Below are 21,505 nucleotides of genomic sequence, written 5' to 3'. Positions count from 1 at the left end.
TTCGCTCCTTACCAGTTCCACAGTGTGCCGTCTTCCAGGCGGGCCACCGGCAAATAGGCTGGATCGTACGGATATTTCGCCGCCAGTTTTTCATCGAACTCAATGCCCAGTCCTGGCTTGTCGCCCGGATGCATATAGCCGCCCTCGAACGTCCAGTTATGCGGGAAAACCTCCAGCATCTGTTCGGAGTAGCCCATATACTCCTGCACGCCAAAGTTAGGCACCCACAGGTCGAAATGTAATGCAGCGGCCATACAAACCGGCGACAGATCGGACGGCCCATGCGAACCGGTACGCACCTGGTAGAGCGAGGCAAAATCGGCAATGCGGCGCATCCCGGTAATACCACCGGCATGGGTAAGCGTGGTGCGGATATAGTCAATCAATTGCTCTTCAATGAGCTGTTTGCAATCCCAGATACTGTTAAAGACTTCGCCTACCGCAATCGGCGTGACCGTATGCTGGCGGATGAGGCGGAAGCACGCCTGATTTTCAGCCGGCGTCGGATCTTCCATCCAGAACAAACGATAGTCTTCAATACATTTGCCAAAGCGGGCAGCCTCAATAGGCGTCAGTCGGTGATGCATATCGTGCAGAAGATGTTCATTAAAACCGAACGTATTACGCACGGCGTCAAACAGCTTTGGCGTAAAATCGAGATACTTTTCTGTTGACCACAATTGTTCTTCCGGCCACTGGCCTTTTGTCGCGGGCTCATAGGCCAGCCCCTTGCCTTTCGCCATGCCGTAGGTGGTTTTCATCCCCGGAACGCCGCACTGCACGCGGATTGCTTTGAACCCTTGCTCTTTATGACGCGCGTAGTCTTCCAGCACATCGTCGATGGTGTGGCCTGTGGTATGGCAATACACCATGACGCCTTCACGCGAAGCGCCGCCGAGTAACTGATACAACGGCATATTGGCGGCTTTGGCTTTAATATCCCATAGCGCCATATCAACCGCGGAAATGGCGGACATGGTGACAGGGCCACGGCGCCAGTACGCGCCTTTGTAGAAGAACTGCCAGATATCTTCGATGCGGCGAGCATCCCGCCCGATGAGCTGTGGGCACAGGTGATCGGTAAGGTACGAGGCCACCGGGAGCTCGCGTCCGTTCAGGGTGGCATCCCCCAGACCGGTGATCCCGTCTTCCGTGGTTATCTTTAAGGTGACGAAGTTACGCCCTGGACACGTAACAAAAACTTCAGCCCCTACAATCTTCATGTTTATTCCTTACATCGCATTATGGGATGCAGGAAATTTACCCAACTGAGCTACTACCATACAAGTATATTGATGTAAAAAGCGCTGCCAGATCACAAAATGTTCTGGTCGCGCGGCAATGTTACGTACGTCCCCATCCGACGACGATAATCAGCATTCCACACAGCGCGATCAGCGCGCCGCACCAGTCATAAACCGTGAGCCGGACGCCATCGACAACACGTAACCACAGGAGCGCAGTACAGACATATACCCCGCCGTAAGCCGCATAAACCCGCCCACTCGCCGCCGGATGCAAGGTCAAAAGCCAGACGAATAACGCGAGTGACGCGGCAGCGGGCAGAAGCCACCACACGCTGGCGCCGCGCTTAAGCCATAGCCAGGGAAGAAAACATCCAATGATTTCACAGAGGGCGGTGACAAAGAAAAGCAGAGTCGTCTTTAGCATGAGATTCATTTGGTTACGAAATGATAAGTGATAATACAACAGAATATCGTTACGGTTATCCGGCCATTCTTGTGTATATGCCAGGCATAAGGATTGGTGTAGAATTTACAGGTGGTTTACCGCTTTTTCCCCTCTAATGAAAGGATGTTGTGATGAACAATACGCTGAGCAAACGCCTGTGCCTGACGGCAATGCTTACGTTGGCGGCCGTTGTATATACTACTTCCGCATTCGCTGAAACCAGTAAACTGGTGATTGAATCGGGAGATAGCGCACAAAGTCGTCAGGAAGCGGCGATGGAAAAGGAACAATGGAACGACACTCGCAGTCTGCGTCAGAAAGTGAATACCCGCGCAGAAAAAGAGTGGGACAAAGCCGATGCCGCCTTTGATAACCGCGATAAATGCGAGCAAAGCGCCAACATCAACGCCTATTGGGAACCCAATACGCTGCGGTGTCTGGATCGTCGTACAGGTCGCGTTATTACGCCCTGATGCAGGATAACTAAAAGGAAGTGTAAGGATACAGTATGACAAGTGACTACAAGGTCAGACTGCGCCCGCTTGAGCGTGAAGATTTACGATTTGTCCACCAGCTTGATAATAATGCCAGCGTTATGCGTTACTGGTTTGAGGAGCCGTATGAGGCTTTTGTCGAACTGTCGGATCTCTACGACAAACACATCCACGACCAAAGCGAACGGCGCTTTGTCGTCGAATGCGATGGTGAAAACGCCGGGCTGGTGGAACTGGTGGAAATTAACCATGTGCATCGGCGGGCGGAATTTCAGATTATTATCTCGCCGGAGTACCAGGGAAAAGGCCTGGCGTCACGCGCGGCCAAACTGGCGATGGATTACGGATTTACCGTACTCAATCTCTATAAATTGTATTTGATCGTCGATAAAGAGAATGAAAAAGCGATTCACATCTACCGTAAACTCGGCTTTAGAGTAGAAGGCGAGCTGATTCATGAGTTCTTCATTAACGGCGAATACCGTAACACCATCCGCATGTGTATCTTCCAGCAGCAGTATCTGGATGAACATAAAACGTCCGGTTCTACGCTCCTGAAACCCACCGCGCAGTAAACGCGGCGCGGCAGTCACGGAGAGTCGCACCGCGCCCGGTTTAGTAGTAATCGATACGATTTTTAATGGTGTAATGGTGGGACACTGCCGGCTTAACGCTCTCATCGACGATAACAAGCCGGCAGTCAACAGGGTTCGCGTACGCATCATATTCGCAGCTCTGTGTGACGTTGCCGACCTGTCGATCATCCACCCGGCTGACTGCCGTGTAATCCAGCTTTTTACGCGGGTCCGCGGAGGGTTTTGCCGTCACAGAGAGCGTATTCTGCGAGTTTATGGTTGTCTTACCTAGCGGATAACCTTCGCTATCATAGCGATACTCGACTTTCATCTCTTTGCCCGTCGCCGATACCACAAAACCGTTGTCGTCCGTTTCCCAGGTCACGCCCGCCGAAGGCAACGCCGCCAGCTGGCACTTCCCCTGTAACTGCACCTTTTTTTCCAGCGTCTGAGCATCCCGGTAATAATTGGCATCCAGCACGAGCGCCAGCCCCGTATTATTCTCCAGATCGTGTAACTCAAGCGTATCAAAACAGCCTTCCTGTGAAAGCGTACCGGTGACCTGCTTCGCCACTTCGCCATTCTCACTCATCAATGTCTGGCTGAAATCCTTTACCGGACCACGTAATGGATCAAAATCAAATTCGTTCGAAAAACTGGCCATTTCCGGCGTAAAAGACTCAAGGGATTTCGGGTTATCACAACCTGCCAGTATCATGCACAATAACGTCAGTAAAAGGGGTTTCTTCACACGTATCACCAGGATGAAAAGATATTTATCATCATATTAGCAAATACAGTTATTTACACGAAAAATGCTAAGCTTAGAACATCGTCATTAATCACAGGAGTTCATGATGAAAATCGCAACTGCAATAGCCGCTCTGGCGTTAGTTAGCGCCCCCTCGCTGGTGATGGCGGCACCGGGATCGTGCGAGAGAGTAAAAAGCGATATTGAACAACGTATCATCAATAACGGCGTGCCGGCGGATAATTTTACGCTCACTATCGTTCCTAACGACCAGGCCGATCAGCCGGACTCACAGGTGGTGGGCCATTGCGCGAACGACACGCATAAAATTCTTTATACCCGCACCAGCAGCGGCAATGCGCCAGCCAATACCTCTCCCGCTCAGGACGGTTCATCCGCCGAACCGCAATAACCTCCTCCTGCCCTCCGGGTCCGGAGGGTAACGCTCTTTGACATGGATTAATAATCCTTACTCCCAAAGGGGTAAACTCATTACATCATTAGCATGTTAATAATTTCGTTATAGTTATCAATATATAGCGAAATAATAACGACAATGGAGTGAGTGATGCCCGGAGAAAAGCAACAAACAGGCGTTAGCCGCAGGACGTTAGTGAAATCAGCGGCGCTTGGCTCACTGGCGCTGGCTGCCGGAGGCGTATCTTTACCGTTTGGGATGCGTACCGCGGCCGCGGCGGTGCAGCAGGCTATGCGCAACGAAGAAGATAAAATCGTCTGGGGCGCCTGTTCGGTCAACTGCGGCAGTCGCTGCGCCCTGCGTCTGCATGTAAAAGATAATGAAGTCTGGTGGGTTGAAACTGATAACACTGGCGACGATGTCTACGGCAATCATCAGGTTCGCGCCTGCCTGCGGGGCCGTTCAATCCGTCGGCGTATTAACCATCCGGATCGCCTTAACTATCCCATGAAACGCGTTGGCCGCCGCGGCGAAGGCAAATTTGAACGCATTAGCTGGCAGGAAGCACTGGACACCATTAGCGCCAGCCTGAAAAAGACCGTAGAGACCTACGGCAATGAAGCCGTTTATATCCACTATTCATCCGGCATCGTAGGCGGCAACATAACCCGCTCGTCGCCTGCCGCCTCGCCGGTGAAGCGTTTGATGAACTGCTACGGCGGTTCGTTGAATCAATACGGCTCATACAGTACCGCGCAAATTTCTTGCGCCATGCCCTACACCTATGGTTCCAACGACGGCAACAGCACATCTGATATCGAAAACAGTAAACTGGTGGTCATGTTCGGCAATAATCCGGCTGAAACACGCATGAGCGGCGGCGGCATTACCTGGTTTCTGGAGCAAGCGCGTGAACGCTCAAATGCGCGCATGATCGTAATAGATCCGCGCTATACCGATACCGCTGCCGGACGTGAAGACGAGTGGATACCGATTCGCCCCGGCACCGATGCCGCGCTGGTGGCGGGAATTGCCTGGGTATTGATTAACGAAAATCTCGTTGACCAGCCTTTTCTCGATAACTATTGCATCGGCTACGATGAAAAGACCCTTCCGGCTGACGCGCCCCCCAATGGCCATTATAAGGCTTATATTTTGGGTCAGGGCGAGGACGGTATCGCCAAAACGCCGCAGTGGGCATCGCATATTACCGGCATCCCCGCCGATCGGATTATCAAACTGGCGCGCGAGATAGGCAGCGTCAAGCCGGCCTACATCTGTCAGGGTTGGGGCCCGCAGCGTCAGGCGAACGGCGAACAAACCGCTCGCGCCATCGCCATGTTACCGATTCTGACCGGCAACGTCGGCATTCATGGCGGTAATAGCGGCGCACGCGAATCCACTTACACCATTACCATTGAACGTCTGCCGGTCCTGGAGAATCCCGTTAAAACCGCCATCTCCTGCTTTAGCTGGACGGACGCCATTGCGCGCGGCCCGGAAATGACCGCCCTGCGCGACGGCGTACGCGGCAAAGATAAGCTGGATGTCCCGATCAAATTTCTATGGAACTACGCTGGCAACACCCTGATTAATCAGCATTCGGATATTAATAAAACCCATGAAATTCTTCAGGATGAAGCGAAATGCGAAATGATTGTGGTCATCGACAACTTTATGACCTCTTCCGCGAAGTACGCTGATATTTTACTGCCGGATCTCATGACCGTCGAACAGGAGGATATCATCCCCAATGATTACGCCGGCAATATGGGATATCTGATTTTTATCCAACCGGCGACGACGCCTAAGTTCGAGCGCAAGCCCATCTACTGGGTACTCAGCGAAATCGCCAGACGCCTCGGCGACGATGTGTATCAGCGGTTTACCGAAGGCCGTACACAGGCGCAATGGCTGCAATATCTGTACGCCAAAATGCAGGCAAGAGATCCGGCATTGCCCGCGTATGACGATCTGAAAAAAATGGGCATCTATAAACGCAAAGATCCCAACGGCCACTTTGTCGCCTATAAAAAATTTCGTGAAGATCCGCAGGCCAATCCGTTAAAAACGCCGTCCGGTAAAATCGAAATCTACTCAAGCAAACTCGCTCACATCGCCAGTACCTGGGAGCTGGCGGAAGGCGACGTGATAAGCCCACTGCCGATTTATACCCCTACTTTTGAAGGATGGGACGATCCGAAGCGGAGCACCTTCCCGCTACAGCTGTTTGGCTTTCACTATAAATCCCGTACCCATTCAAGCTACGGCAATATTGATGTTCTGCAGGCCGCCTGTCGCCAGGAGGTGTGGATAAATCCGCTCGATGCGCAAAAACGCGGTATCGCGAATGGCGATAAGGTTCGCGTCTTTAACGATCGTGGAGAGGTGCGTCTACCCGCCAAAGTCACGCCGCGTATTCTGCCGGGCGTCAGCGCGATGGGTCAGGGCGCATGGCATAATGCGGATATGGCTGGCGATAAAATTGACCACGGCGCCTGCATCAATACGCTCACGACGCTGCGTCCTTCCCCCCTGGCAAAAGGGAATCCTCAACATACAAATCTGGTGGAAATCGAAAAAATCTAAGCCGCCTGCTCCGGGACGTTTTTACGCGCCCGGAGCTCCCCGTTTTGCGAACACAACGACATTTAAAACTCTTTTTTGGATGAGCATAGTGAGCTGTTATGAAAATCACCAACCCTGAGGCATTAATGGCGGCCAGTATCAGCCGACGAAGCCTGGTGAAAACCTCCGCTATCGGTAGCCTTGCGCTTGCCAGTAGCGCTTTCACCCTTCCGTTCTCCCGCATCGCACACGCCGCAGCAGACCTCGCATCCGGCAATGTGGCAGAAAAAGCGGTCTGGAGTTCATGTACCGTTAACTGCGGCAGCCGCTGCCTGCTGCGCCTTCACGTAAAAGATGACACCGTATATTGGGTTGAATCAGATACCACGGGCAACGATGAATATGGCAACCATCAGGTACGCGCCTGCCTGCGCGGCCGTTCTATTCGTCGCCGGATGAATCATCCCGATCGCCTGAAATATCCGATGAAACGCGTTGGTAAACGAGGAGAAGGCAAATTCGAACGTATCAGTTGGGATGAAGCGTTGGATACCATCGGCGATAACCTGAAACGTATCCTCAAGGACTACGGCAACGAAGCGGTACATGTCCTTTACGGTACCGGCGTGGACGGCGGCAATATTACCAATTCTAACGTACCGTATCGCCTGATGAACGCCTGCGGCGGCTATCTCAGCCGTTACGGTAGCTACAGCACCGCCCAAATCAGCGCGGCCATGAGCTATATGTTCGGCGGCAACGACGGCAACAGTCCGGATGATATCGCCAATACAAAACTGGTGGTGATGTTTGGCAATAACCCCGCGGAAACACGTATGAGCGGCGGCGGCGTGACATACTATGTCGAACAAGCGCGCGAGCGCTCCAACGCCCGGATGATCGTGATTGACCCGCGTTATAACGACACTGCCGCCGGCCGCGAAGACGAGTGGCTGCCGATTCGCCCTGGTACCGATGGCGCGCTGGCGGCGGCAATCGCCTGGGTGCTGATTACCGAAGATCTTATTGATAAACCGTTTCTGGATAAATACTGCATCGGCTACGACGAAACCACTCTGCCCGCCTCGGCCCCGCGTAACGCGCACTATAAAGCCTATATTTTGGGTCAGGGCGACGACGGTATTGCTAAAACGCCGCAATGGGCCGCGCAGATTACCAGTATTCCGGCGGAAAAAATCATTCAACTGGCGCGGGAAATCGGCTCGGCGAAACCGGCTTACATTTGCCAGGGCTGGGGACCGCAACGCCACTCTAACGGGGAGCAGACCGCACGCGCAATCGCCATGCTGTCTGTACTCACCGGTAACGTCGGCATAAATGGCGGTAATTCCGGCGTGCGCGAAGGCACCTGGGATCTGGGCGTCGAATGGTTTTCTATGCTGGAGAACCCGGTAAAAACCCAGATTTCGGTCTTTACCTGGACCGACGCTATCGATCATGGCGCGGAAATGACCGCCACACGCGACGGCGTGCGGGGAAAAGACAAGCTCGACGTGCCGATCAAATTTTTGTGGTGCTACGCCAGTAATACGCTGATCAATCAGCATGGCGACATCGCCCACACCCACGAGGTGCTTCAGGACGACAGTAAATGTGAAATGATCGTCGGCATCGAGCACTTTATGACCGCGTCGGCAAAATATTGCGACATTCTGCTGCCTGATTTAATGCCGACCGAGCAGGAAGATCTGATTTCCCACGAATCCGCAGGCAATATGGGCTATGTCATTCTTGGTCAGCCCGCCACCTCGCCGAAATTTGAAAGAAAGCCCATTTACTGGACGCTCAGTGAAGTGGCTAAACGGCTTGGTCCGGACGTATACCAGACCTTCACAGAAGGCCGCACGCAGCATGAGTGGGTCAAATACCTGCACGCAAAAACCAAAGCGCGTAACCCGGAAATGCCGGATTACGAAGAGATGAAACAGACAGGGATTTTCAAGAAAAAATGCCCGGAGGAGCACTACGTCGCTTTCCGCTCATTCCGCGAAGACCCTGCCGCCAACCCACTGAAAACGCCGTCCGGTAAAATCGAAATCTATTCCGAGCGTCTGGCAACCCTCGCCAACACGTGGGAGCTGAAGAAAGATGAGATTATCCATCCTTTACCCGCCTATACGCCAGGCTTTGACGGTTGGGACGATCCGCTTCGTCAGCGCTACCCGCTACAGCTAACCGGCTTCCACTATAAAGCGCGTACCCACTCCAGCTACGGCAATATCGACATCCTGCAACAGGCGTGTCCGCAGGAGATCTGGATCAACCCGATTGATGCGCAAGCGCGCGGCATTCAGCATGGCGACACCGTGCGGGTCTTTAACCAGAATGGAGAGATGCTCATTCCGGCAAAAGTCACGCCGCGCATATTGCCCGGCGTCACCGCTATCGGCCAGGGCGCCTGGTTAAATGCCGACATGTTTGGCGACAAAGTCGATCGCGGCGGCTCCATTAACATTCTGACGTCGCACCGGCCTTCCCCACTGGCGAAAGGTAATCCGTCACACAGTAATCTTGTTCAGGTTGAAAAGGCGTAAGGAGTAACCGATGACAACCCAGTATGGATTTTTTATTGATTCCAGTCGTTGCACCGGTTGCAAAACCTGCGAACTGGCCTGCAAGGACTACAAAGATCTCACTCCCGACGTCAACTTCCGCCGCATTTATGAGTATGCGGGCGGTGACTGGCAGGAAGATAACGGCGTCTGGCACCAGAACGTCTTTGCCTATTATCTCTCCATTTCATGCAACCACTGCGAAGACCCGGCCTGTACCAAAGTCTGCCCGAGCGGCGCGATGCACAAGCGCGATGACGGTTTTGTGGTGGTGAACGAAGAGGTCTGTATCGGCTGCCGCTACTGCCACATGGCCTGCCCGTACGGCGCGCCGCAGTACAACGCGGCCAAAGGTCATATGACCAAGTGCGACGGCTGTTATGACCGTGTCGCTGACGGCAAGAAACCGATTTGCGTGGAGTCCTGCCCGCTGCGGGCGCTGGACTTTGGCCCGATAGACGAACTGCGTAAAAAACACGGAGAGCTGGCTGCCGTCGCGCCGTTGCCGCGCGCGCATTTCACGAAGCCGAATATTGTGATTAAACCCAACGCCAACAGCCGCCCGACCGGGGACACTACCGGTTATCTGGCCAATCCGAAGGAGGTATAAGATGGGAAGTGGATGGCATGAATGGCCGTTGATGATCTTCACGGTCTTTGGTCAGTGCGTGGTCGGCGCGTTAATCGTTAGCGGACTGGGCTGGCTGACGGCAAAAGACGATACCATCGCCCGTCAGCGCATCGTGCGCAGCATGTTTTTTCTGTGGCTGGTGATGGGACTGGGATTCCTCGCGTCGATTATGCATCTCGGCTCGCCGATGCGTGCCTTTAACTCGCTTAACCGCGTAGGCGCTTCCGCACTGAGTAATGAAATCGCCGCAGGATCGGTGTTCTTTGCCGTAGGCGGCATCTGGTGGCTGGTGGCGGTACTCGGTAAAATGCCCCCGGTGCTGGGTAAAGTGTGGCTGCTGGTCAGTATGGCGCTCGGCGTTGCATTCATCTGGGCAATGACGCTCGTTTATCAGATAGATACCGTGCCAACCTGGTATAATGGCTACACCACGCTGGCCTTTTTCCTCACGGCATTCCTGTGCGGCCCGGTGTTTGCGGCGTTACTGCTACGCATCGCGCGCGTCCCATTTTGCAGCGTGACGTTTGCCAGTATTAGCGGCCTGGCATTGGTGGTGTGCGTGGCGGTCATCGTACTACAAGGACTGTCTCTCTCAACCATTCACAGTTCCGTGCAACAGGCCAGCCATCTCGCACCGGATTACGGTATGCTACAGGTCTGGCGCATTGTCTTGCTTTCTGCCGGATTAGGCTGCTGGCTATGTCCGCTAATCCGTCGCCGCGAACCGCATACCGTTGGTTTGCTGCTCGGTGTCGTGCTGGTGCTGGCAGGCGAAATTATTGGCCGCGGACTTTTTTATGGCCTGCATATGACTGTAGGTATGGCCGTCGCAGGTTAATTTATGCGTGCGGGGCGACCCGCACCTTTCGGGATTGTTTGAATGACCACTTTTTTACAACGTGATGATTTTGCAGTAACGGCGCGTGTTCTCGGCGCGTTGTTTTATTATTCGCCGGAAAGCCACGAAACCGCTCCTCTGGTTCAGGCGCTATTAACCGACGACTGGCAGGCGCAGTGGCCGCTTGATGCCGAGGCGCTTGCGCCTGTGGCGGCTATGTTTAAGTCCCACAGCGAAGAGTCGTTGCCACAGGCCTGGCAGCGTCTGTTTATCGGCCCTTACGCTCTGCCGTCTCCGCCGTGGGGTTCCGTCTGGCTGGATCGTGAGAGCGTATTATTTGGCGATTCTACGCTGGCGCTACGTCAGTGGATGCGCGAAAACGGGATTCAGTTTGAAATGCAACAAAACGAGCCAGAAGATCATTTTGGGTCGCTGTTGCTGCTGGCGGCCTGGCTTGCCGAGAATGATCGTCATCATGAATGCGAACAACTCCTGGCCTGGCATCTGTTTCCGTGGTCGTCCCGCTTTCTGGACGTATTTATCGATCATGCCGGGCATCCGTTTTATCAGGCGTTGGGGCAACTGGCGCGTCTGACTCTGGCGCAATGGCAAGCTCAACTTATTATTCCCGTCGCTGTAAAACCGTTATTCCGTTAATCCCCACAAAAGGCAGGATTTTACCTGCCTTTTCTCCCATTGCGGCCTATTTTTATCTACAAAAAGTGACAACGTCACACCACGCTTCTATTTTTAAGATAATTCTTTATCGTGAATGTTCACCCTAAGCCGCATAAGGGCAAAGCATAATTGTTAATAGATGTTTAATAGTGTTAAACATCACGCTTCGCTGGAATCCTTCCCAACCTGTTGCTATAGCTCAAAGCACCCTGCCGGAACATGGCATAACAACACGCGACTCTTAACGTCGCCATAACACATGCAAACAGGGAGACACACCGCAATGCACACCCTCACCCTAAAACGTGTACTTGGGTTCACTATCGTCATTTTGCTGTTACTGGCGCTGTTTATCTGGGGAATCGGTCTGGAGACGCTGAAAGCGCGTCAGGTCGATCTGCTGTATCTCGGACAACGGCATTTGATGCTGGTCTTTACGTCCATGTTTTTTGCTTTACTGGTCGGTATCCCGAGTGGGATTTTACTCAGCCGTCCTGCGGCAAAAGGATTTGCTGAATATGTCATGCAAATCTTTAATGTTGGTAATACCTTGCCGCCACTGGCCGTCCTGGCCTTAGCGATGGTGATTATCGGGATCGGCGATACGCCCGCCATTGTCGCGCTATTTCTGGCTTCTCTTCTGCCTATCGTCCGCAATACCTATGCGGGCCTCTGTTCCGTTCCCGCCTCACTGATTGAAGCGGCGAACGGGATTGGGATGACAAAATGGCAGCGGCTTCGTCAGGTAGAGCTACCTAATGCGTGGCCAGTGATGCTGTCCGGTATTCGCATCGCGACCGCCATCAATGTCGGCACCGCGCCGCTGGCCTTTCTGATCGGCGCCAGCAGCTACGGCGAGCTGATTTTCCCGGGAATTTATCTCAACGATTTTCCGACGTTGATCCTCGGCGCAACGGCCACGGCGTTATTCGCGCTGATTCTTGACACTCTGCTTGCCTGGTTTGGGCGACGCCTTAGCCCTCATACCGTCTGAACGCATAAATAACAATAAGGAGCGTTAAATGAGATTCAAAAAACACCTGTTGGGATGGCTTGCCGCAACGCTGTTGTTCAGTAGCCAGACGCAGGCCGCGCCGCTGGTTCTCGCCACCAAAAGCTTTACCGAGCAGCATATTCTTTCCGCTATGACCGTTCAGTATTTGCAGAAGAAAGGCTTTCAGGTTCAGCCGCAAACCAATATCGCCGCGGTGATTTCACGTAATGCGATGGTGAATAAACAAATTGATATTACCTGGGAATACACCGGTACATCGCTGATTATTTTCAACCGTATCGATAAGCGCATGAGTCCACAGGAAACCTACGACACGGTAAAACGCCTGGATGCGAAGCTGGGCCTGGTATGGCTCAAACCGGCTGACATGAACAATACTTACGCGTTCGCGATGCAGCGCAAACGCGCCGAGTCGGAAAATATCACCACCATCTCGCAAATGGTGGCAAAAATCGAACAGGTCCGGCAGAACGATCCTGACCACAACTGGATGCTCGGCCTCGATCTGGAATTTGCCGGGCGCAGCGACGGGATGAAGCCCCTTCAGCAAGCCTACCAGATGCAGCTCGATCGCCCGCAAATACGACAGATGGACCCAGGGCTGGTCTATAACGCCGTTCGGGATGGGCTGGTTGACGCCGGACTGGTCTATACCACCGACGGACGGGTGAAAGGGTTTGATCTGAAAGTGCTGGAAGATGATAAAGGCTTCTTTCCAAGTTACGCTGTCACGCCCGTGGTGCGTAAAGAGGTGCTGGAAGCCAATCCTGGCCTTGATGACGCCTTAAACACCCTTTCCGGCCTGCTCAATAACGATGTGATATCGACCCTAAACGCCCAGGTCGATATCGAGCATCGCACGCCGCAACAGGTAGCCCATCAATTTTTGCAGGACAAAGGTCTGCTGTAAGGAGCGCCTATGGATACGATACATTATATGCTGGATAATGCAGGCTATCTCGCCAGCCTTACCTTTCAGCATCTCTGGCTGGTCGCGCTGGCCGTCGGTCTGGCGATTATCATCGGCGTACCGTTAGGCGTTTTGATTGTACGCCACAAATGGCTGGCAATGCCGGTATTGGGCGCCGCCACGCTACTTCTTACCATTCCGTCTATCGCGCTGTTTGGATTAATGATCCCGCTCTTTTCGCTGATCGGGCATGGTATTGGCGTTCTGCCCGCTGTGACGGCCGTTTTTCTCTACTCTTTACTGCCGATTGTCCGTAATACCCATACTGCGCTTGATAGTTTGCCGCCCGGTCTGCGTGAAGCGGGACGCGGCATCGGTATGACTTTCTGGCAACGGCTGCGCTGGGTCGAAATCCCAATGGCCCTACCGGTTATTTTCGGGGGTATCCGCACCGCGGTAGTGATGAATATCGGCGTGATGGCGATTGCCGCGGTGATCGGCGCTGGTGGTCTGGGGCTGCTACTGTTAAACGGCATTAGCGGCAGCGATATTCGCATGTTAATTGCCGGCGCGCTAATGATCTGTCTACTGGCGATTGTGCTTGACTGGCTGTTGCATCGTCTGCAAGTCGTACTGACACCTAAGGGGATACGATAATGATAAAACTGGAAAATCTCACCAAACAATTTGTACAGAAAAAGGGTCAGCCGCTAAAAGCCGTCGACAACGTCAACCTGAACGTGCCGGAAGGCGAAATGTGCGTACTACTTGGCCCCTCCGGCTGCGGCAAAACCACCACGTTAAAGATGATCAACCGGCTGATCGCGCCCAGCAGCGGTAATATTCTTATCAACGGCGAGAATACCAACGATATGGATACGGTAACGCTACGCCGCAATATTGGGTATGTTATCCAGCAGATCGGCCTGTTTCCTAATATGACGATTGAAGAAAATATTACCGTTGTGCCGCGCATGTTGGGTTGGGACAAAGCGCGCTGCAAGCAACGCGCCGAAGAGTTGATGGACATGGTGGCGCTGGATGCCAGAAAATTTCTGCATCGCTATCCAAAGGAGATGTCCGGGGGACAGCAACAGCGTATTGGCGTGATCCGCGCTCTGGCCGCCGATCCGCCGGTACTGCTGATGGATGAGCCCTTCGGCGCGGTGGACCCCATTAACCGCGAAGTGATCCAGAACCAGTTTCTGGATATGCAGCGTAAGCTAAAAAAGACCGTGATGCTGGTCAGCCATGATATCGACGAAGCGCTAAAACTCGGCGACCGTATCGCCGTGTTCCGTCAGGGGCGAATTGTACAGTGCGCCAGTCCTGATGAACTGCTGGCCAAACCGGCTAACGAGTTTGTCGGGTCGTTTGTCGGTCAGGACAGAACGTTAAAGCGTCTGCTACTGGTCTCCGCAGGCGATGTGACCGACCAACAGCCAACCATTACCGCGCGGCCTTCCACGCCGTTAAGCGAGGCGTTCGGCATTATGGATGATCACGATATTCGCGCCATTACCGTCATTGACAACGACGGTAAGCCACTGGGATTTGTGAAGCGCCGGGAAGCGCGGAACGCCAGCGGAATCTGCGCCGATATCACCCATCCTTTCCGTATTACGGGCAAAGCGGAAGATAACCTGCGTATTGTGCTGTCCAGATTGTACGAAAGTAATACTAGCTGGATGCCGATCGTTGATGAAGACGGACGCTATAACGGTGAAATCTCTCAGGATTACATCGCCGATTATCTCAGCTCAGGCCGCACGCGTCGGGCGCTAAATATTCACGAAAGCAGCTAACGTTGCCGCCGGATGGCCTCTCGCTATCCGGCAGTATCATTATTGTACGCAATATTATATCGCACATAGTGCTTTTGCGTCTGACGCCATTTCCCCGCAGAATAGGCTATCCTGAAACTCCCTGTTTACCCGCTCATGCATCGTTTACACGCTTACCCGGATCTGCGCGCGATGTTTCGTCGCCTGCTGATCGCTACGCTCATCGGTATACTCGCGGCGCTGGCTGTCGCCGCCTTCCGTCATGCGATGCAATTGCTGGAGTGGATTTTCCTGAGTAATGACACCGGCAGTCTGGTGAATGCGGCTGAGGGGCTTTCGCCCTGGCGACGGCTGATTACGCCAGCGCTTGGCGGCCTGGCCGCTGGTCTGTTGCTGTGGGGGTGGCAAAAAATGAACCAACAGCGCCCCCATGCGCCCACTGACTATATGGAAGCATTGCAAACCGACGGGCAATTTGACGTTGGCGCCAGTCTGGTGAAATCGCTGGCCTCGCTGCTGGTCGTGGTCAGCGGCAGCGCAATTGGTCGCGAAGGCGCAATGATCCTCCTCGCCGCGCTGGCGGCATCCAGCTTTGCCCGACGCTTCACGCCGCGTGAGGAATGGAAATTATGGATCGCCAGCGGCGCCGCTGCGGGCATGGCGGGCGCTTACCATGCGCCGCTGGCGGGCAGCCTGTTTATCGCGGAAATCCTGTTCGGTACCTTAATGCTGGCTTCCCTCGGCCCGGTTGTCGTTTCCGCCGTCGTCGCCCTGCTAACCACCCATCTATTAAACGGTAGCGATTCACTACTCTATACCGTACATCTGACCGTTGATCTCCACGCGCGGGAGTACGTCATGATAGTCAGTACCGGCCTGGTCGCCGGTCTGTGCGGTCCATTACTGATGTGGCTGATGACGGCCAGCCATAATAGTTTCTTACGCTTAAAACTGTCCCCGCCCTGGCAACTGGCGCTGGGCGGGCTTATTGTCGGATTACTGTCGTTACTCACGCCCACGGTATGGGGAAACGGCTATAGCGTCGTACAATCATTTTTGCTCTCCCCGCCGCTATTCTCGCTGATTGGCGGAATTTTTGCGTGCAAAATCCTGGCGGTGCTCGCCAGCAGCGGGTCTGGCGCGCCGGGCGGCGTCTTTACGCCAACATTATTTGTCGGATTATCAATTGGAATGTTTCTGGGTCGGATATGGGGATTCTGGCTGCCAGGCTCGGATGAAATAGCGATTTTATTGGGGCTGGCGGGTATGGCGACGCTACTGGCGGCGACAACCCATGCGCCGATAATGTCCACCCTGATGATTTGTGAAATGACCGGCGAGTATCAGTTACTCCCCGGTCTGCTGATTGCCTGTGTAGTCGCGTCAGTGCTCTCGCGAACGTTACGCCATGATTCTATCTACCGCCAGCACGCTGCCGAGCATTGACAAACGAATATACTGCCCCAGCTCACGCTGCTCGGCGCGCGGCAGGTACGGTAACTCGCCAATCAGCGGCGCTGGCAGTTTTTTCCCAAGCACATCAATAATTTCAGCATAATGCGCCAGGCCAGGATTGATACGATTCGCCACCCAACCAATTAATGGCAGTCCATCGTTAGCGACAGCTTGCGCAGTCAGTAGCGCATGATTAATGCACCCCTCCTGAATCCCTACCACCATCAATACCGGTAACTGTTCCTGTACCACCCATTCGGACAATGGACGTAAATCATTCATCAAACTACGCCAGCCGCCAGTACCCTCCACAACCACGTGGTCCACTTTATCGCTCAGGCTCGCCAGACCGTTGGACAGCAAGGTGTAATTTATAGGACAGCTATGCGCGACGCTGCTTTCTTCTTCGCTTAACGCGATCGGATTAATCGCCTCATACGGCAACTCCAGCGAAGAGACGCTTTGCAATACCAGCGCGTCTTTGTTGCGCATCCCTTCTGCAGTCTCTTTGCTCCCTTTAGCGACAGGTTTATACCCTGCAACGCTCTTACCACCCGACGCTAACGCTTGTAGTAATGCGCGGGAAACCACCGTCTTCCCAACAGAAGTGTCTGTACCTGTAATAAAGAAACGCTTCAGCATCACTAACTCCACCGTTATGCTTCGAAAATATAAGCCAGGAAAATAATACAGTGGAGAAAGTCTAAGATATGGCAAGGGCAATCAGCTTGAGTTAGCGCAAATTTTTGTACAACAGTTAAAAAATGTTAACCCTGTAATAGACGAATCAACAAAGAGCCGTTATACATCGCGTCTTTTACCAACGCCGCCCCGGCCATCGTGCCCTGGTTGGTAAACTGCGTGCTTTCCACTACCGTATTCCTGCTGTAGGCGGGCAGCGCCTGCTGACGGATACTGTCAGCAATGGCCGGAAAAAGGATATCAGCCGCTTTACTTAGCGGCGAACCAATAAGAATTTTTTGCGGATTAAATAAATTCACCATGATAGCCAGAATGCGTCCGACATGCGCGCCAACGCCGCTAATAATATCTTTTGCTAATAGATCTCCCTGCATCGCCGCCTGACACAGTGAATCTACCGTTAACGGCTGGCCGTGCAACATTGAACTCATCGACTGATTAAGCCGAAGCTGCGTAAGTTCCAGCACGCTATCGACGCTGGCGATGGTCTCCAGACAGCCATGATTACCGCAATAACAGCGCTTACCATAAGGATCGACCTGGGTATGCCCAATCTCTACCAGACTGCTACTGCCCGCATGAAGCAAATGACCGTCGGTGATAACGCCCGCCCCCACATTATGATCAATCACCACCTGGATAACGTCGCGCGCGCCGCGTGAAGCGCCAAAAAGCGCCTCTGCCATCGTCCAGGCGCTAATATCATGCTGAATGTAAACCGGTACGCCAGTGTGCCGCTCCAGCGCATCTCCCAAAGGCATCTCTTTGACATCTTCATAATACGGCATCCGGTGCACAACGCCGTTTTCGGTATCGATAATGCCCGGTAACGTAATGGCAATGGAGGTCAGACGCTCCAGTTTCTGCTGATGGCGGGTAAAAAACCGATCAACGTGCGTAATAATTCGCTCAAGCAACGGCGTGGCTTCGGTTAACGGCAGCGGCAGACACTCTTCTACCACCAGTTTGCTGCTAAGATCGCGTAGCGCAAGGAAAATTTCGCCACGGCTAATACGAATAGATAAATAGTGCCAGGCTTCCGTTTCCACCATCAGCCCGACGGCGGGACGTCCACGACTGCCCGCCTCTTTAATTTCAAGTTCCTGAACCAAATGCGCTTCCAGCATTTCGCGAACAATTTTCGTAATACTGGCAGGCGCCAATTGCGCCAGACGAGACAGGTCAATTCGCGATACCGGTCCGAGCTGATCAATCAGGCGATACACTGCGCCAGCATTGGTCTGCTTAATTTGATCGATATGCCCAGGCTGACTATCAGCAACCACCGCTCACTCCCTTTATTTTCGCGCTCCGAAATAATCTGTGTGCTATGGTGAAACACTTCAATACTCGCCGTCAACTTTTTGCTTAGCCGTGTGATTAACTGCACATTTTCACCCTTTTTAAGCGTAATTAATCCCGTCGGGCAGCCAGTAATAGCAGTTGGCAAAACCGCTGTACGGCATGACTCTGTTCATGATGCTTTGGCCATACCAGCCACATTTCAGATACGGCGTCCTCTTCCGCCAGGGGAACCCAGCGCATCTCGCTCATCTGTACACGCTTAAAGGATGCCGGCAGAATCGAGACACCCAGCCCCGCCGCCACCAGACCGATAATGGTCATTGCCTCGCCAACCTCCTGCGTGATGGTCGGCGACAGGTTATAGCGCCGCATCAGGCCGAGAATATCGTCGTAGAGGCCCGTCCCGACATGTGGATCGAAAAAGACGAAAGGTTCTTCCGCCAGTTCTGTCAGACTGACGACCGGCTTTTGCGCCAGCCGATGTTCGCGCGGGATCATGGCCATAAGCGGCTCATGCAAAATCACCTCGCGATTAAGTGTGTCGGGCAGCGGCGTATTCCGCAGCAAGCCAATATCCAGTACGCCTTCGTTGAGCGGCGCGATTTGCTCACGCGTATTCATTTCACGCGTTTGCATATGCACCCCCGGATAGGACTGGCGGAACAGCGAAAAGGTATGCGATACCGCCCGAATAAAAGGCGCTGAAGACGTAAAGCCAATACGGATTTCTCCCGCTTCGCCCTGATGCAGCCGCTCGGCGCGAGCGGCGGCGTCGTTTACCAGACTCAGGATGTGTCGGCTGTCCACCAGAAACTGTCGCCCGGCGGCCGTTAACGCTACGCTGCGGTTGGTCCGCGCCAGTAATCGCGCGCCGACCTGCTGCTCCAGAATTTGTATCTGCTGACTGAGCGGCGGCTGCGAGATATTGAGGCGCGCGGCGGCGCGACCAAAATGCAGCTCTTCTGCTACCGCCACAAAGTAACGTAAATGACGTAATTCGATATTCATATTTTTAACGTCTTATTTGAGACAATTAATATATTAGACAGAATATTTTGCTTTTTCTATGCTTTACATGTCGGTTATACCCGTCTCCTGTTGACGGAGATGTAAAGCAAGGATTTAACGTGAGTCGTACAACTATTCTCGATGACGCCACGGCGAGCGATATCGATGAACAACGCCATTCTCAGCCGGTTCAATTTATTAAACGCGGTACAGCGCCTTTCATGCGCGTCACGCTGGCCCTTTTTTCCGCGGGCCTGGCGACTTTCGCGCTCCTTTATTGCGTTCAGCCTATACTACCGGTACTTTCCCAGGAGTTTGGCGTCTCCCCCGCCAGCAGCAGCGTTTCACTTTCTATTTCTACCGCCATGCTGGCTATCGGCTTACTTTTTACCGGCCCGCTTTCTGATGCGATAGGCCGTAAACCGGTGATGGTCACCGCCTTGTTATTAGCCTCCTGCTGCACATTGTTATCAACCATGATGACCAGCTGGCATGGTATTCTGATTATGCGCGCGCTGATCGGTCTGTCGTTAAGCGGCGTCGCCGCGGTGGGAATGACCTACCTGAGCGAAGAAATCCATCCCAGCTTTGTCGCTTTCTCTATGGGGCTTTATATTAGCGGTAATTCCATCGGCGGGATGAGCGGGCGTTTATTAAGCGGCGTCATGACCGACTTTTTTAACTGGCGCATCGCGCTGGCGGCCATCGGATGCTTTGCGCTGGCGTCCGCGCTGATGTTCTGGAAGATTTTACCCGCCTCGCAACATTTCCGTCCCACGTCGCTACGGCCTAAAACGCTATTTATTAATTTTCGTCTCCACTGGCGCGATCGAGGGTTACCTCTGCTGTTTGCGGAAGGCTTTTTACTGATGGGCGCGTTCGTCACCCTGTTTAACTACATTGGCTATCGCCTGATGCTCTCCCCCTGGGAATTAAGCCAGGCCGTGGTCGGACTGTTATCCGTAGCCTATCTCACCGGCACATGGAGTTCGCCGAAAGCTGGCGCAATGACCTCACGCTATGGCCGGGGGCCAGTGATGCTGTTCTCTACCGCAGTAATGCTGGGTGGGCTTTTACTGACGCTTTTTACCTCGCTTTGGCTGATTTTTGCCGGGATGCTGCTTTTTTCCGCCGGCTTTTTCGCCGCGCACTCCGTGGCCAGTAGTTGGATTGGCCCGCGTGCGCGCCGGGCGAAGGGACAGGCCTCGTCACTTTATCTTTTCAGCTATTATCTGGGGTCCAGTATCGCCGGGACGCTAGGCGGCGTATTCTGGCATAGTTACGGCTGGAACGGCGTAGGTGGTTTTATCGCGCTAATGCTGGTGCTGGCCATCCTGGTCGGGACGCGGTTACATCATCGTCTTCACGCCTGAAAAGAAATAATCCGGCGATAGCAACGTGCGCTATCGCCGGGCTGGTTTCACGCCACGACTCACTGTTCACCATAGACCTGTCAGGCTTGATACGCCCATAACTTCTCTGATTGCATCCAGCGCCAGAAGCGTAAATACCACCCAGATTATCGGATTCATATACGGTGTGCCTGTTATTCTGGAGGGCGGATATTACCGACTCTGCGACCAAAAATAACGGCCGGTAACGTAAAGCTACCTATTATGGTGGGGGCTTACATCGCGTTACCGGGGGATTGTACATAGCGTTACATGCCGAAACCAATCACTCACGGAAGCCTTTTGATAACAGCGATATAGTCATTTCACCGGCCCCGCAGTGGGGTTGAATGAAAACCAAATCGAGGGTATCAAAATGAAAAAAGTATTAGCTCTGGTTGTTGCCGCTGCAATGGGTCTCTCTTCCGCAGCATTCGCGGCTGAGACTGCAACGCCTGCGAAAACCGCAACGCCTGCCAAAACAACCCAGAACACCCAGCACCACAAAAAACAGCATAAAAAAACCGTTGAGCAAAAAGCGCAGGCGGCTAAAAAGCACCAGAAAAAAGATGGCAAAAAAGCCCCAGCCAAATCTACGTCAAAAACAACTTCGCAGCCGGCTGCGTAAGTCGTAACATGCTGCGGCGCGCCCCCGCGCCCGTTTTTACGGCGCTAAATTGTTCTGGTTTAGCGCCGCCTTCCGGGAGGGCAAAAAAG

At 53.4% G+C, this 21,505-nt stretch carries 22 protein-coding genes; 15 read left to right on the top strand and 7 right to left on the bottom strand.

The genetic code is table 11. The features are described 5' to 3' along the window. Positions 1-8: 8 nt before the first annotated feature. Together rspA and J4650_RS02260 are read right to left on the bottom strand one after the other, a co-directional pair. Entirely contained in the window at positions 9-1,223 is a 1,215-nt protein-coding gene (gene rspA, locus J4650_RS02265) for a starvation-sensing protein RspA (protein WP_000706265.1), read from the bottom strand. Positions 1,224-1,344: 121 nt separating this feature from the next. Beyond that, a complete protein-coding gene (locus J4650_RS02260; protein WP_000921389.1) occupies positions 1,345-1,671 on the bottom strand; it encodes a YnfA family protein in 327 nt (108 codons plus the stop codon). A gap of 152 nt (positions 1,672-1,823) precedes the next feature. Here J4650_RS02260 and J4650_RS02255 point away from each other — a divergent pair, with 152 nt between their 5' ends. Together J4650_RS02255 and speG are read left to right on the top strand one after the other, a co-directional pair. After that, positions 1,824-2,165 (top strand): DUF1283 family protein, encoded by a 342-nt coding sequence (locus tag J4650_RS02255; protein WP_001066440.1) that lies wholly within the window; start codon positions 1,824-1,826, stop codon positions 2,163-2,165. A gap of 35 nt (positions 2,166-2,200) precedes the next feature. Further along, positions 2,201-2,761, top strand: coding sequence for a spermidine N1-acetyltransferase (speG, locus tag J4650_RS02250; RefSeq protein ID WP_000199997.1), 561 nt, complete (start codon positions 2,201-2,203; stop codon positions 2,759-2,761). 40 nt (positions 2,762-2,801) lie between these two features. On the opposite strand, the gene J4650_RS02245 is transcribed toward speG, so the two are convergent. Continuing rightward, positions 2,802-3,512: a YnfC family lipoprotein gene (locus tag J4650_RS02245; RefSeq protein ID WP_000743122.1), complete on the bottom strand. Its 711-nt coding sequence runs from the start codon at positions 3,510-3,512 to the stop codon at positions 2,802-2,804. A 103-nt stretch (positions 3,513-3,615) separates the two neighbouring features. On the opposite strand from J4650_RS02245, the gene J4650_RS02240 reads away from it, so the two are divergent. The 11 genes from J4650_RS02240 (at position 3,616) to clcB (ending at position 16,373) form a co-directional block, all read left to right on the top strand. Beyond that, complete coding sequence (locus tag J4650_RS02240; protein ID WP_000975516.1) at positions 3,616-3,924, top strand: DUF1161 domain-containing protein; 309 nt, start codon at positions 3,616-3,618, stop codon at positions 3,922-3,924. 156 nt (positions 3,925-4,080) lie between these two features. Beyond that, positions 4,081-6,519, top strand: a complete 2,439-nt coding sequence (gene ynfE, locus J4650_RS02235; RefSeq protein ID WP_001117604.1) for a selenate/tellurate reductase subunit YnfE — start codon at positions 4,081-4,083, stop codon at positions 6,517-6,519. Positions 6,520-6,617: 98 nt separating this feature from the next. Further along, the gene (gene ynfF, locus J4650_RS02230) at positions 6,618-9,053 is read left to right on the top strand and encodes a selenate/tellurate reductase subunit YnfF (protein ID WP_023993251.1); all 2,436 of its coding nucleotides are present in this window, start codon (positions 6,618-6,620) and stop codon (positions 9,051-9,053) included. Between the two features lie 10 nt (positions 9,054-9,063). Beyond that, entirely contained in the window at positions 9,064-9,681 is a 618-nt protein-coding gene (gene dmsB / locus J4650_RS02225; protein ID WP_038988677.1) for a dimethylsulfoxide reductase iron-sulfur subunit DmsB, read from the top strand. A 1-nt stretch (position 9,682) separates the two neighbouring features. Continuing rightward, entirely contained in the window at positions 9,683-10,540 is an 858-nt protein-coding gene (locus tag J4650_RS02220) for a dimethyl sulfoxide reductase anchor subunit family protein (RefSeq protein WP_023993249.1), read from the top strand. Between the two features lie 42 nt (positions 10,541-10,582). Beyond that, positions 10,583-11,197, top strand: coding sequence for a Tat proofreading chaperone DmsD (gene dmsD, locus J4650_RS02215; RefSeq protein ID WP_000206564.1), 615 nt, complete (start codon positions 10,583-10,585; stop codon positions 11,195-11,197). 304 nt (positions 11,198-11,501) lie between these two features. After that, positions 11,502-12,212: an osmoprotectant ABC transporter permease OsmY gene (gene osmY, locus J4650_RS02210; RefSeq protein WP_000557304.1), complete on the top strand. Its 711-nt coding sequence runs from the start codon at positions 11,502-11,504 to the stop codon at positions 12,210-12,212. 28 nt (positions 12,213-12,240) lie between these two features. Further along, a complete protein-coding gene (osmX, locus tag J4650_RS02205) occupies positions 12,241-13,143 on the top strand; it encodes an osmoprotectant ABC transporter substrate-binding protein OsmX (protein WP_001211193.1) in 903 nt (300 codons plus the stop codon). A gap of 9 nt (positions 13,144-13,152) precedes the next feature. Continuing rightward, entirely contained in the window at positions 13,153-13,800 is a 648-nt protein-coding gene (gene osmW / locus J4650_RS02200) for an osmoprotectant ABC transporter permease OsmW (protein WP_000379673.1), read from the top strand. After that, a complete protein-coding gene (osmV, locus tag J4650_RS02195; RefSeq protein WP_000593093.1) occupies positions 13,800-14,948 on the top strand; it encodes an osmoprotectant ABC transporter ATP-binding protein OsmV in 1,149 nt (382 codons plus the stop codon). Before osmW ends, osmV begins: the two co-directional genes overlap by 1 nt. A gap of 135 nt (positions 14,949-15,083) precedes the next feature. Then, complete coding sequence (gene clcB, locus J4650_RS02190) at positions 15,084-16,373, top strand: voltage-gated ClC-type chloride channel ClcB (RefSeq protein WP_000554906.1); 1,290 nt, start codon at positions 15,084-15,086, stop codon at positions 16,371-16,373. Here clcB and bioD read toward each other — a convergent pair. The 3 genes from bioD to J4650_RS02175 form a co-directional block, all read right to left on the bottom strand. Beyond that, a complete protein-coding gene (gene bioD / locus J4650_RS02185) occupies positions 16,329-17,024 on the bottom strand; it encodes a dethiobiotin synthase (protein ID WP_000919206.1) in 696 nt (231 codons plus the stop codon). The genes clcB and bioD overlap by 45 nt on opposite strands. 125 nt (positions 17,025-17,149) lie before the next feature. Continuing rightward, positions 17,150-18,370, bottom strand: a complete 1,221-nt coding sequence (gene mlc / locus J4650_RS02180; RefSeq protein WP_000225094.1) for a sugar metabolism global transcriptional regulator Mlc — start codon at positions 18,368-18,370, stop codon at positions 17,150-17,152. Between the two features lie 127 nt (positions 18,371-18,497). Beyond that, positions 18,498-19,397 (bottom strand): LysR family transcriptional regulator, encoded by a 900-nt coding sequence (locus J4650_RS02175; protein WP_001019577.1) that lies wholly within the window; start codon positions 19,395-19,397, stop codon positions 18,498-18,500. Between the two features lie 119 nt (positions 19,398-19,516). Between J4650_RS02175 and J4650_RS02170 the strand changes: the two genes are divergently transcribed. Next, positions 19,517-20,770, top strand: coding sequence for an MFS transporter (locus J4650_RS02170; RefSeq protein WP_000091796.1), 1,254 nt, complete (start codon positions 19,517-19,519; stop codon positions 20,768-20,770). Between the two features lie 66 nt (positions 20,771-20,836). Here the strand turns inward: J4650_RS02170 and J4650_RS22715 are convergent, their stop codons facing one another. Then, on the bottom strand, positions 20,837-20,929 hold the full coding sequence (locus J4650_RS22715) for a hypothetical protein (RefSeq protein WP_001068154.1): 93 nt from the start codon (positions 20,927-20,929) through the stop codon (positions 20,837-20,839). 235 nt (positions 20,930-21,164) lie between these two features. Between J4650_RS22715 and asr the strand changes: the two genes are divergently transcribed. Next, on the top strand, positions 21,165-21,416 hold the full coding sequence (gene asr, locus J4650_RS02165) for an acid resistance repetitive basic protein Asr (RefSeq protein ID WP_000756315.1): 252 nt from the start codon (positions 21,165-21,167) through the stop codon (positions 21,414-21,416). Positions 21,417-21,505 lie beyond the last annotated feature (89 nt).

The sequence above is a fragment of the Salmonella sp. 32120201201600049SM genome (genome assembly GCF_017572835.1).
Classification (GTDB): domain Bacteria; phylum Pseudomonadota; class Gammaproteobacteria; order Enterobacterales; family Enterobacteriaceae; genus Salmonella; species Salmonella enterica.
This window is presented reverse-complemented; position numbering and strand designations above follow the sequence as displayed.